Here is a 12,588-nt window from a genome sequence, read left to right as displayed (position 1 = left end):
GCCGTCAGGCCGTGATGATGCGCGGGGCCGGCTTGGCCTCGTCGGAGACGGCGAGAGCCTGCGCGACGACGCGTTTGCGCCAGGGCTTCAGCACCGCGATGGCCAGGAGCGAGGCGAGGATGTTCGCGCCGGCGGCTACCAGGAACACCCCATCCCAGCTGTTGGTCGCCTGCTGCAGGTAATTCGCCACCGGGACCAGGAGCGCGGCGGTGCCCTTCGCCGTGTAGAGCAGGCCCGCATTGGTCGCAGCGAACTTGGTGCCGAACGTATCCGTGCAGGTCGAAGGGAAGAGAGAGTAAATCTCGCCCCACGCGAAGAAGACGAAGCCCGAGAGCAGCACAAACCACAGCGGATCATGGCCCCAGAGGTAAAGCATGTAGATACCGAAGCCTTCCATGGCGAAGGCGACGAACATGGTGTTCTCGCGACCGATCTTGTCCGAGACCCAGCCGAAGAACGGACGAGTGAGGCCGTTGAGGACGCGATCGATGGTGGCCGCGAAGGTGATGGCGACCATGGTGATGCCCATGATGGTCACCGGCACCTTGTCGACGCCGATATCGGCAGCGATCGGCTTCAAGTTGGCAGTGATCATCAGGCCGCCGGCGCCGACGATGACGAACATGAAGTACATCAGCCAGAAGATCGGTTGACGGGCGACTTCACCAGGGGTGTAGTTGCGCCGGGTCTGGATTACATTGGCATTGACGGTGGCGTCCGGGACCTGCCCCTTCTTCGGTGAGGTAAAGAAGAACGCCAGCACGGCGACAACGAGACCCTGGCCGATGCCGAAATTGAAGAACGCGGCCTGGAAGCCGTGATCGGCGATCATCCACTGGATCGGCGCGACGGTGAGGGCCGAGCCAGCGCCGAAGCCCGCGGCGATGATGCCGGCAGCCAGACCGCGCTTGTCCGGAAACCACTTCAGGGCGCTGCCGACACACGTGCCGTAGACCGCGCCTGCGCCAATGCCGGCGATGACTTGGCCAAGATAGAACATATTCAGAGTGCTTGCGTAGGAATTGATCACCCAGCCGATGCCGCAGAGTACGCCGCCGAACAGCACCACGACCCGCGGGCCGTATTTGTCGACGAACCAACCCTCAACCGGCACCAGCCAAGTCTCGAACAATACGAATAGTGTGAAGGCCCATTGAATCGCGGCGCGATCGAAACCAAACTTCTTCTGAATGTCGGGGACGAAAAACGTCCAGCCGTATTGCAGGTTGGCAATCATCACCATGCAGATGACGCCGATGACGAGCTGTCCCCATCGATAACTGTCGGATACGCGCTCGGTTGTGGTGTCCGCCCTCGACATAGCTTTTCCTCCGGTAGGCTCTTGCTGGAACGAGATGCACGATCGGCTCTGCGTCCGATTCCGCACTAAGGGGCCGTTGACCGCCGGACTTATCGCCGGCTTGGTATGTGGAATACCAGCCTCTCTCGCGTCGAACTGATCGTCAAGGGCCGGTTTTCAAGAAATCTATTCTGCAGTGCAGCGTATTAGGCGGATGCCAGCGATATTTCCTAGGCAGATAGTCCCCCGTCAGGCACCCCAGGCGCACGTTCAGTCGAGTTATGGGATCGATCAAAGCTCTGAGCATAATAAACAATGGCCCTCTATCATACCTCAGCGTGTTTCCTGCTCGCGCAGCGTTTCCGCCAGACGCCGACGTTGTCTCGGCGCGGATTCGAGCTTGTTCAAAGTGTGTTAGGCAGCGTTGACCCCTTGCGTCCTGATGGATAATGCAAATTTGGCAGCGCTTGTGCCGTGTCGGCCATCCTGCACGACGAAAGCAGATAATCGCCGTGGTTGCAGTTCCGGCCGAGTAACTAGGGAGTATCTTGCTGCACCGCAACATAAATCCAAATCAAATCAGTGGTTTTGTTGGGTTGCCTGAGGATTTCGTGCCAAGCGTCCGCGGCAGACCGGGACGACAATCCGGCGGATCTGTTTCACATATTTGCACGATAATTCAGAATGCGCATTGACTCCTGAAATTCTGTATACCAATGCTCTTCAACGAAGATGTCACAAGGTGGAGGAGTGGCGCTATGAGCGCGAGCCTGAAGCCTGGCAATGAAGCCTCTCGCGTGCGCTACATCCGTATGAACCGTTCAGTGCGCGAGGCGATGCGCGTTCTCTCTGCGGCGGATGTCGATGCTTTGATCGTCGTCGATGGAGCCTGCGACGAGACTGGTTCACTTATCGGAATACTCACGGAGAGAGAGATTTTCCGTGCCATGACGGATGGCGGCTTGGAGATCCTCGATAGCCTCGTGTGGATGCTGACCACGCCGGAATTCGTGACGGCTGATGTCCGAACCCCGCCAGCGGACCGATTGCAGTTGTTTTGCGAGCACAAGACCAACCACATCGCGATCATGGATGGGCTCAGTTTACACTCAATTCAGAGTATTTGGGATTGTCTCGCGGAGGCTCCACACGCATCGGCTGCCTGATGAAGAATTTCTTCCAGGGATTTGTGCCGTCGGTCTTGGAAAATTTTGCTATCTACTGTACTGCATCGAGCTCTCCGATAGCAAAACGTGCACATGTTAGTCGTAGAACCTATTGGGTTGCACTGCCTTGGCGCGGAAGGCATTTGAAACGAGGTTCTTGCTGCCCTTGATGTTGAGCGAGGCAAGGCTGGCTCAAACGAGCCTGCGCCCATCCCCGCTCGTAGCAATGGCAGGGTGCCACCCGTGGTGACGGAGTTGAAGGAGTGAATCCCATGCGTTTCCTGGCAATCCTCGACTGCCCAGTGATCTTCAGCGGCGAGAATAGCTACGGGATGACCAGCATCGACGTGTGCCCATCGACGGGGATTACGAGCGGGCTGATCAGCCGTCATGTGAAGGTGGTCGATGGCCGCCTGATCGCCGTCTGCATCTGGACCAGTGAGTTCTGCTGTCGCAAGTACTTCGATGCGGCTTGGTACCAGAAGGCGGCTGATCTTTGGGGCGACCAGTATCAGCTTCGCCTCGAGACGATCGAGGAACCTCAGGTCGCCTGAGCGAAGGCGTCCGGCCGGCATCCGGAAGAGGGTTTTTTCGGTCCGTTCAATGCGGAGTGCTTCGGCATGACTGGCCGTGCCCTGGCAGATCTTCGACAGGCCGCCGATGCGGACGGCTATGGGGCCTGGAATCCTGGCATCGAGTCGAGTCTGCCGCGCGCGGTCCTGCCCCTCGCCACAGTCTTCCGCGCCGAGAACGTCGAAACTACCCTCGCTGACGCCTATGAGATGAGCGATGTCAGCGGCCTACCGCTGACCCAAGTCGTCCGTTTCCGGCCTGATCGGCTGGTAATCCATGAGGTTCTGATCCGCGTGATGGCGGATCTCTCCGTGCCCATGGGACAGACCTACGGCGATCTCGGCGTGAACTTTCGCGCGATCGTCTCCACTATCCTTAGCGAGGGCATCGCCGACCATGCCCGAGAGATCACCGCTCGCCACGCGGAGATATGCGCCACCGCCGCCGCGCTCCTCGACGGTGAGATTGCTGCAATGTTGGCTGAGCGGCGCTCGTGCGCCGAGGTACCGAAGCGGGCGTCTTGGCTTCGTCTCTGGCCTATGTGCAACCCGCTGACGGACCGTCGGGCTTTCGAGCATTCGGATCCCATCCGCCGGGCGGAGCGGCATCTCGAGGACTGGCAGGCTCGAGCTGTCGCGGCCGACGATACTCTCGGCATGGCAGCCTGCGCAGCACTTCGCCGCGTCGTCACAAGTCTGGTCGGCCGGCGCGGTTTCCTCATTCGCGACAAGGTACTTCTCGGCAGGCTCGCCGGCATCCTCGTGTCGAATGGTTACGGCAGCGTCGCACTCGGCGAGATGATCGATCCGTGGATTCAGGCGGTGGTGGTGCGGCACGGCTACGCCCGGCTCAAGCCGCAGGCCGCCCCGGTGATCCTCAACGTCAAGGGCTCATCCGCCTCGGGCAAAAGTACGATTCGCCCCTATCAGCGTGCGCTGGTCGAGGCTGTGGGACTCAACTGGTCGGACTTCGCGCTCATTACGCCCGATGTCTGGCGCAAATTCCTACTCGACTACGACAGCCTTGGACCTGAGCGGCGCTATGCCGGGCCGCTGACTGGCCACGAAGTCGAGATCGTCGACAGCAAGCTCGACGGCTACATGGCGCGCAAGGCTGATGCCGGGCGGACATCTCATCTTCTGATCGACCGGTTCCGTTTCGACAGCTTCGCGATCAATCCCGGCACCGAAATGGGGAGCCAACTTCTCACCCGCTTCGGGCGTAAGGTCTACATGCAGTTCATGATCACGCCGCCCGACGCCACAGTGGAGCGCGCCTGGAGGCGCGGCGAACAGTTCGGCCGCTACAAGGCGGTCGAAGACCTGCTGGCGCATAACGTCGAGGCTTATACGGGTATGCCGCGGCTGTTCTTCACCTGGGTTCTGAGGCCCGACAAAGAGGTCCATTTTGAATTCCTGGACAACAGCGTCGCGGAGGGGCAGCGGCCTCGCACCGTCGCCTTCGGGGCGAACGGCGTCATGAACATCCTCGACGTCAAGGTTCTGCTCGACATCGATCGTTATCAGATGATCAACATCCAGGCGCGCGACCCGACGGCAGTTTATATCGGCGTGCCAGCCGGGGAGGCGCCCGGTGAGTTACGCTTCCTGCGGGATTGTTTGCGTCGAATGACCACGATCCGCTTCGCCGACCATGCGACTGGACGTGTGCTCGCACGCCTTGACCATGGATGCCTCACCGGCTTTCTGCCATCGCTCGCGCAGGAGAGCCCGGTTGTGCACCGGGTGCTGTCCACCCTGTGTGTGCTCCCGTCGACTGACGCGAGCGCGGACTTCAGCGAAACCCTGCGTGTCAGCGGAGCATCTACCCTCGGTGCCTGGGGCGAGGGTACGGTGACCGCATGGCCGACCTGACGACGTTCACGAAGGCGTAAGGCCTTGGAAAATCTCGGGTGACCAGCTGTCAATTTGCGGCGCAGCATGACAGGGTTGCATCGCAATATGGCGCCAGGAGATCGTCCGTGCTCGCATCCATCCTCGTCACGACCTTCGCCCTGATCGCTCTGCAGATCGTGCTGGTGGTCAAGCTCGCCGATTGGCTTTCGCAGGACATCGGGTCGGTCGAGGGCCAGAACAAGGTGGTCGTCGGCGCCGGGAACGGCCGCTTCGCTGGGGTCGCCTGAGTCGATCGATCGTCCGAAGGACCGGTCCGCTCAAAAAGGAAGCGCGGCGTCGAGATCGAGGCCGCGCAAGGTGGGAGAAGAGACCGGGTTCAGAGGCGCTGCTACTCGGCGGCGATCTTCCGCACGGCTCCGATCGCGCCGGATTCGGCAATCTTGAGGCGCTCGGCTTCCGAGTATCCCAGAACTCGGGTGAGGATCTCCTCGGTGTGCTCTCCCAGAAGCGGCGACCGGGTGATCTCGGTTTCGCTCGCCGAGAGCCTGATGGGGTTGCCCACCGTGAGGTACTTGCCGCGCGTGGGGTGATCGACCTCCACGACGGTTCCGGACTTGCGCAGGGATTCGTCCTCCGCGATCTCCTTCATGGAGAGGATCGGGCCGCACGGCACGTGAAGGGCGTTGAGAATCTCCATCGCCTCGAACTTGGTCTTCGACATCGTCCAGGATTCGATGCGGGTGAAGATCTCGTTCAGGTGCGGCAGGCGAGCCTTCGGCGTGGCGTAGTCGGGATGGGTCGCCCAGGCCGGTTCGCCGATGACGTCGCAGATCTGCGGCCAGACCGCCCCTTGCGTGATGAAGTAGATGTAGGCGTTCGGGTCGGTCTCCCAGCCCTTGCACTTGAGGATGCGGCCGGGCTGGCCGCCGCCGGAATCGTTGCCGGCACGCGGCACCGAGTCGCCGAACGGTATGCCTTCGCCGAACTGGCTGTATTCCGGCAGAGGGCCGCGCTCGAGGCGTTGCTGGTCGCGCAACTTCACCCGGCACAGGTTGAGAACGCCGTCCTGCATGGCGCAGTCGACCCGCTGGCCAAGGCCGGTCTGGGTCCTCTGGTAGAGCGCAGTGACGATGCCCAAGGCCAAGTGAAGACCGGTACCGGAATCGCCGATCTGGGCGCCGGTCACCATGGGGATGTCGGTGCGGAACCCCGTGGTCGAGGCGGCGCCCCCGACGCATTGCGCCACGTTCTCGTAGACCTTGCAGTTCTCGTAGGCACCAGGGCCGAACCCCTTCACCGAGGCGAGGATCATGCGCGGGTTGGCGGCGTGGATCGCCTCCCAGGTCAAGCCCATCCGGGCAAGCGCGCCGGGCGCAAAGTTCTCGACCAGAACATCGCATTCGTCGATCAGGCGCCAGAGCACCTCGATGCCCTTCGGGTTCTTGGTGTCGAGGGTGATCGAGCGCTTGTTGTGATTCAACATCGTGAAATACAGGCTGTCCACATCGGGAATGTCCTGCAACTGCTGGCGCGTAGCATCGCCCACGCCCGGCCGCTCGACCTTGATCACGTCGGCGCCAAACCAAGCCAGCAACTGCGTGCAGGTCGGACCCGATTGGACGTGGGTAAAGTCGAGGATCTTGACGCCTTCAAGGGCTTTCATGGCACAGGCTCACCTATCCGGGAGACTTCAGCGCAGTTTTCGGAACCGCTCTACGGAGCGCGCGAGGCGGCCTCCGGGAGGCCGCCCGCGTGCGGTGCCTCCGGGGATGAAATCCATCTCCGGAGAAGCCGGTGACTTCGGCTCAAGCGGTCTTCTTGCGGACCACTGTGCTTGTCGGGTTCAGGCTACCGATATTGCCGCTCTCCGTTCCCGCGGAGGGGTCGATCACTGCGTTGATCAGAGTGGGCTTGCCCGAATCCATCGCTGCGTTGACGGCCTGAGAGAGTTCGTCCGGGGTCGTGACATGAACGCCGACGCCGCCGAAGGCCTCCATCATCTTATCGTAGCGGGAGTCCTTCACGAACACCGTCGTGCCGGGATCGCGCCCGGTCGGATCGGTGTCGGTGCCGCGATAGATGCCGTTGTTGTTGAAAACCACGATGCAGACCGGCAGATCGTACCGGCAGATCGTCTCGACCTCCATGCCGGAGAAGCCGAAGGCACTGTCGCCTTCCACCGCGAGGACCGGCTTGCCGGTCTCGACGGCAGCGGCCACGGCGAAGCCCATACCGATACCCATGATGCCCCAAGTACCCACATCGAGGCGCTTGCGCGGCTGATACATGTCGATGATGCCACGGGCGAGGTCGAGGGTGTTGGCGCCTTCGTTGACGAGGATCGCGTCGGGCCGCTCCTTGATGATGGTCCGGAGCGCGCCGAGCGCCCCATGGAAGTCCATCGGAGCCGAGTTTTTCTTCAGCTTCGAGGCCATCTTGGCGAGGTTCTCCTCCTTCTTGGTCCGGATCGCATCGGTCCAGGCCGCGGGAGGTGCTTGCCAGTTCTGGCCCATGCCATCGAGGAGAGCGGAGACGCAGGAGCCGATATCGCCGACCACCGGGGCGACGATCTCGACGTTCGAGTCCATCTCCTTCGGCTCGATGTCGATCTGAATGAACTTCTTGGAGCCCGGTGCGCCCCAGGTCTTGCCCTTGCCGTGTGAGAGCAGCCAATTCAGGCGCGCGCCGACCAGCAGGACGACATCGGCTTCCTTCAGGACGAGGGAGCGGGCCGCACCGGCCGATTGCGGGTGGGTGTCGGGCAGAAGACCCTTCGCCATGCTCATCGGCACGTAAGGAATACCGCTGCGCTCGACGAGGTTGCGGACCTCCTCGTCAGCCTGCGCGTAGGCTGCGCCCTTGCCAAGCACGATCAGGGGACGCTTGGCACCCTTGAGCACGTCGAGGGCCCGGGTGATGGCGCTCGGCGCCGGCAACTGTGCAGGCGCCGCGTCGATCACCTTCACCAGCGACTTGGCGCCGGCTTCGGCGTCCATGACCTGACTGAACAGCTTGGCGGGAAGGTCGAGGTAGACGCCGCCAGGACGACCCGAGACAGCGGCGCGGATGGCGCGCGCGACGGCAATGCCGATGTCGGCGGCGTGCAGCACGCGGAAGGCGGCCTTGCACAGGGGCTTGGCGATGGCGAGCTGATCCATCTCCTCGTAGTCGCCCTGCTGCAGGTCGACGATCTCGCGCTCGGAGGAGCCGGAGATCAGGATCATCGGGAAGCAGTTCGTGGTCGCGTTCGCCAGGGCTGTCAGGCCGTTGAGGAAGCCGGGCGCCGAAACGGTCAGGCAGATGCCGGGCTTCTTGGTGAGAAAGCCCGCGATCGCGGCGGCATTGCCAGCGTGCTGCTCGTGGCGGAAGGAGATGACACGCATGCCGGCAGCCTGCGCGAGACGGCCGAGATCAGTGATCGGAATGCCGGGCACGCCGTAGATGTTGTTGATGCCGTTGAGCTTCAGCGCATCGATGACGAGGTGGAAGCCGTCGATCTGCTCGCCCGTATGATCGGACGTGACACCGACGCCGGTGGCGACGTCGTGGACGGCCTGCGTGGATTCGGAGCCAGCGGTTCTATCCATGATGTTTCCTCCAATTCGGGCGCTTCTTGTTGGATGGCGCGCCATTCTTGATCGTGTAGGGGCTCGTAGGGCAGATGCGGACGGGATCGCGTTCTGAAAGATTTAGAATTTGTAGCCCGGACCGAGATTCAAAATTCGGAATATTACCGATTGAATCTTTTCTGGTCAGTTATTCAGCTTTATGAGACTGGAAAAATACGGAATTATAACAGTCTGCGTCGGAGCGATCACTTGACGCTTGGCGTGCGTTGCGAAACGATCTGAGCCGAGGATTGTGCTGGATACAGTGCCGCTAGTCCCGATCGGACGGTTGCCAGTCCAAGAATGGTGGCATACCAAATACCAAGTGTCAAACTAGATCTGGTCCGGGCGTGAGGCCTCTTCCATCCTCGCCGTCGGGTCGGGCCGAGTACGCGGCGTTGGACGAAATGGATGATGCGGCTCAGCTTGAGTCACCCCCGAGTCGTCACAGCTTGGTGAGGCGACGCAGCTATGTTGTTGTTGCAGGGGGGATATTCAAATCTTGTCCCGGCTCAATCGCTGAGGTTTCCTTGTGTTCCGGAAGCGGGTTCGGCATGTTCCAGACCAAATTGGCGGTGCGTCAGCGTCCCAGCGATCGTTCCAGGTGTAAGCATGGTTGAGTCCACGACCTTTCAGATCAAGCCGCTGGCAGCGACGTCGAGCTTGCGTGCGCTCGCCTACGATGCGCTGAAAGAAGCCATCACGAACATGAATATCTACAGCCAGCGCGATGAGGTCAGACTCGACGAGCGGAAGCTGTCCCAGGATCTCGGTGTCAGCCGGACGCCGGTCCGCGAAGCCCTTACGGTGCTGGAGCAGGAGGGCTTCGTCCGGTTCGAGGCCCGGCGCGGCGTCTTCGTGATCAAGAAGTCGAAGAAGGAGATCGTCGCCATGATCCAGGCCTGGTCGGCCCTGGAAAGCATGGCGGCACGGCTCGCTTGCTCGCACGCCACCGACGAGCAACTCGGCTGCCTGCGGGTGCATTTCCCCGAGTTCTACGAGGGGCGCCCCACCGACCATATGGATGAGTACTCGGACGCCAATATCCGCTTCCACCAGAAGATTATCTCGCTGGGCGGCTGCGACGTGATCAAGGACATCACCAGCAACCTGCTGATGCATGTCCGCGGCATCCGCAACACCGCCTTGCGCCAGGGGGACCGGGCTGCGAACTCGATCAAGGAGCATGTCGAGATCATCCAGGCGCTCGAAGCGCGGGATGCCGAGCGTGCCGAGCGACTGGTGCGCGAGCATGGCCTGGGCCTCGCCCGGCATGTCGAGAAGTATGGCGACTACCTCGACTGACGACGCCCAAAGCGGTTGCGCTTCAGTAGGTCGGGACCAGCCGTTCCTCCGGCAAGGGTGCCTCCATGTGGAAGCGCAGCCCGCTTTCCGCATAGTCGATCGCCACGGTGGCATTGCACTGCTGCGCCAGGACCCGCTGGAGCAGGGTCGAGCCGAACCCCTTGCGCTGGGGTGGCGAAACCGCAGGTCCGCCGGATTCCGTCCAGTCGAGGATCAGGCACCGTCCGGTCTCCCCCGGCACGACGTTCCAGACGATCGAGATCCGTCCGCTGGGCTGGGACAGAGCTCCGTGCTTGGCGGCGTTCGTCGTCAGCTCATGAAATGCCATCCCGGTCGGGACGGCGAGATCGGCGGCCAGCTCGATCATCGGTCCGTCGAGGTGGATGCGCTGACCCTTGGCGTCGTTGTAGGGGCTGAGTTCGTTCTCCAGGAGTTCGTGCAACGGCGCCGTCTGCCAGTAATCCTCGGTGAGCAGGGTATGGGTCTTGCCCAAGGAGACGATGCGGTTCGAGAAGGACTGATAGAAAGTTTCGACGTCGTGGGTCGAGCGCGCGGTGGCGCCGAGAAGGCCCTGAACCGTCGCCAGCGTATTCTTGACCCGGTGATGCAACTCGCGAATCAGTAGGGCCTGACGCTCATGGGTCTTCTGCCTTTCGTCGAGATGGGCTGCCACCTCCCATTGCCGCCGCCGAGCCCGCAGCGCGGAGCGCACCGCGTTGGCGAGCACCGCCGGGTGGAAAGGGCGTTCCAGCAGCGTGACATTGCCGAGAAGGCCGCTCAAGCGCTCATCGGGCGAGGCGCCGCGATGGTTGAGCAGGATGAAGGGGAAATCGGACCACGGGGGCTGCCGCTCGGACCACTCGGCGATCGCCCGGCGGTCGGAGTGAAGGAGCGCCTCTTCGGTGATCACGGCGCAGGCCGCCACATCGAGGTCTGCAACGAGATCGGCCAGACTGTCTTTGATCCGCGAGTCGATCCCGACCTCCGCCAGGATCGCGGCGGCGATCCGCGCGTCGCGCCCGCCCGGCGCCAGGATCAGCGCGATGGGATCAGGCTGCGCCATGAGAACCGGATGGATCTTCGGAGCCTGGCGGGTTGCCGGTGATCCGTGCCGCCAGCGGCGGACGGTCGTCGAGGAGTTCGGCGCGGCTGCCTTCGAAGGTCGGTACGCCAGTGAGCACTCCGCGGAAGTCCTTCAGCACCGCGCCGACTCTCAGACCCTGGGAATCGATCCGGAACTCTCGGATGGTGTCCTCATGGGGACCGGTCCGCTTCTTCAGAACAGAGAGCGCCCGGCGTACGTGGCCAGCCGCCTCGAAGAAGCGCAGCATCACCACCGTATCGCTGACGTAGGTCAGGTCGACCGGAGCTTCCATCCGACCCACCATGCCGTGCTGGGCGAGCACCAGGATCGTCACCACGCCCTGTTGATTCAGGTAGGTGGTCATCTCGTGCATCTGCAGCACCAGGTGGGGCTGCCCACTCATGGCGCTCATATAGCCGGTGAGGCTGTCGATCACCACGACGCGTGCCCGGTCGGTCTCGACCGCGTCGCGGATGCGTCCGGCGAAATCGCCGGCTGAGACGTCGGCCGGGTCCATCTGCTCGATCCGCAGGCGACCGGATGCGATGTGGGGACCGATCGCGAAGCCGATCCCGGCGGCGCGACGCTGCAGGATGCCGGCGGTCTCGTCGAAGCTGATGACCAGACCGTGCTCCCCCCGATCGAGGGCGGCCATCAGGTAACCGAGTGCCAAAGTGGACTTGCCGGCGCCGGAAGGCCCGATGATGAGGTTGGTGGTACCCCGGTCGAGGCCGCCACCGAGAACCGCGTCGAGTTCCGGTACCCCGCAGGCGATGGTCTCGGCCTCGAACTCGGCATGATGGTCGGCTGCGACCAGGCGCGGGAAGATCCTCACGCCGCCTCGCCTGAGGACGAAATCGTGATAGCCGCTCTCATAGGGCGTGCCGCGCATCTTGATGACGTGGAGCCGGCGGCGCCCGGCCCCGTAGGTCGGAGTCACCTGTTCGAGCCGCAGGACCGCGTGGCTGATCGAGTGCAGGTTGAGGTCGTCGTCATCCGAGCTGAGGTCGTCGAGCATCAGCACGGTGGCGTCGTTGAGCAGGAAGTAGCTCTTGAGGGCCAGCACCTGCCGCCGATAGCGAAGGGACCCCTGCGAGAGCAGCCGGATCTCGGAGAGGCTGTCGAACACCACCCGGACCGGGTTCACGCGTTCGATCTCGGCCAGGGCCATCCGGACCGTCTCGCCGAGTTCGAGATCGGAGGAGTGGATGAGGCTCTGCTGCTGCTCGGAATCGAGGCTGAGCTCGGGCGGAACCAACTCGTAGATTTCTATGCCGTCCAGGGACCAGCCATGGCGCCCGGCGACCGACAGCAACTCGCGCCGGCTCTCGGACAGGGTGATGTACAGACCGCGCTCGCCCCGCTTCAGGCCGTCGAGCAGGAACTGCAGCCCGACGGTGGTCTTGCCGCTGCCCGGCCGTCCCTCGATGAGGTGGGCCCGATGGGCCGCGTAGCCGCCGTGGAGGATCTCGTCGAGGCCTGGCACTCCGGTCGGGATCGGCGCGGCATCGCCGACGACGGGGGTCTGCATGGATCATTCCGAAACGTGTCGAAGGAGGCCCACCATAGGTGCGGGACCCCCCGGCGTCGCCGGTATTTATGCCACACCGCACGCAGGATACGCGCCAGAGACCCGCTGCGAGGCACACCATGCCGTGTTCCGCCCTCCCGAACCGCAGAGGAGTCGCCGGAGGCA

The 12,588-nt window shown here is 62.7% G+C and carries 10 protein-coding genes; 5 read left to right on the top strand and 5 right to left on the bottom strand.

Annotated elements, in window-relative coordinates; all coding sequences use genetic code 11:
• Positions 1 to 4: 4 nt before the first annotated feature.
• A complete protein-coding gene (gene oxlT / locus AC3WLN_RS13070; RefSeq protein ID WP_492481809.1) occupies positions 5 to 1,321 on the bottom strand; it encodes an oxalate/formate MFS antiporter in 1,317 nt (438 codons plus the stop codon).
• Positions 1,322 to 2,058: 737 nt separating this feature from the next.
• Here oxlT and AC3WLN_RS13065 point away from each other — a divergent pair.
• The 4 genes from AC3WLN_RS13065 to AC3WLN_RS13050 all read left to right on the top strand — a co-directional run bounded on the left by AC3WLN_RS13065 (position 2,059) and on the right by AC3WLN_RS13050 (position 5,182).
• Positions 2,059 to 2,466 (top strand): CBS domain-containing protein, encoded by a 408-nt coding sequence (locus AC3WLN_RS13065; RefSeq protein WP_492481807.1) that lies wholly within the window; start codon positions 2,059 to 2,061, stop codon positions 2,464 to 2,466.
• 272 nt (positions 2,467 to 2,738) lie between these two features.
• Positions 2,739 to 3,020, top strand: a complete 282-nt coding sequence (locus AC3WLN_RS13060; protein ID WP_492481805.1) for a hypothetical protein — start codon at positions 2,739 to 2,741, stop codon at positions 3,018 to 3,020.
• 66 nt (positions 3,021 to 3,086) lie between these two features.
• Complete coding sequence (locus AC3WLN_RS13055; RefSeq protein ID WP_492481804.1) at positions 3,087 to 4,913, top strand: hypothetical protein; 1,827 nt, start codon at positions 3,087 to 3,089, stop codon at positions 4,911 to 4,913.
• Positions 4,914 to 5,020: 107 nt separating this feature from the next.
• Positions 5,021 to 5,182, top strand: a complete 162-nt coding sequence (locus tag AC3WLN_RS13050) for a hypothetical protein (protein ID WP_492481802.1) — start codon at positions 5,021 to 5,023, stop codon at positions 5,180 to 5,182.
• A 101-nt stretch (positions 5,183 to 5,283) separates the two neighbouring features.
• Here AC3WLN_RS13050 and frc read toward each other — a convergent pair whose 3' ends face one another.
• Both frc and oxc read right to left on the bottom strand, forming a co-directional pair.
• A complete protein-coding gene (frc, locus tag AC3WLN_RS13045) occupies positions 5,284 to 6,558 on the bottom strand; it encodes a formyl-CoA transferase (RefSeq protein WP_492481800.1) in 1,275 nt (424 codons plus the stop codon).
• Positions 6,559 to 6,700: 142 nt separating this feature from the next.
• Positions 6,701 to 8,482 carry an oxalyl-CoA decarboxylase gene (oxc, locus tag AC3WLN_RS13040; protein ID WP_492481798.1) on the bottom strand — a complete coding sequence of 594 codons (1,782 nt, stop codon included), beginning with the start codon at positions 8,480 to 8,482 and terminating at the stop codon, positions 6,701 to 6,703.
• Between the two features lie 633 nt (positions 8,483 to 9,115).
• Between oxc and AC3WLN_RS13035 the strand changes: the two genes are divergently transcribed.
• The gene (locus tag AC3WLN_RS13035) at positions 9,116 to 9,808 is read left to right on the top strand and encodes a GntR family transcriptional regulator (protein ID WP_492481796.1); all 693 of its coding nucleotides are present in this window, start codon (positions 9,116 to 9,118) and stop codon (positions 9,806 to 9,808) included.
• A 22-nt stretch (positions 9,809 to 9,830) separates the two neighbouring features.
• On the opposite strand, the gene AC3WLN_RS13030 is transcribed toward AC3WLN_RS13035, so the two are convergent.
• Together AC3WLN_RS13030 and AC3WLN_RS13025 are read right to left on the bottom strand one after the other, a co-directional pair.
• Complete coding sequence (locus AC3WLN_RS13030; protein ID WP_492481794.1) at positions 9,831 to 10,871, bottom strand: sensor histidine kinase; 1,041 nt, start codon at positions 10,869 to 10,871, stop codon at positions 9,831 to 9,833.
• Positions 10,858 to 12,423, bottom strand: a complete 1,566-nt coding sequence (locus tag AC3WLN_RS13025; protein WP_492481792.1) for an ATPase domain-containing protein — start codon at positions 12,421 to 12,423, stop codon at positions 10,858 to 10,860. Before AC3WLN_RS13025 ends, AC3WLN_RS13030 begins: the two co-directional genes overlap by 14 nt.
• Between the last annotated feature and the right edge of the window lie 165 nt (positions 12,424 to 12,588).

The organism is Methylobacterium sp. FW306-05-D, assembly GCF_058782155.1.
This window is presented reverse-complemented; position numbering and strand designations above follow the sequence as displayed.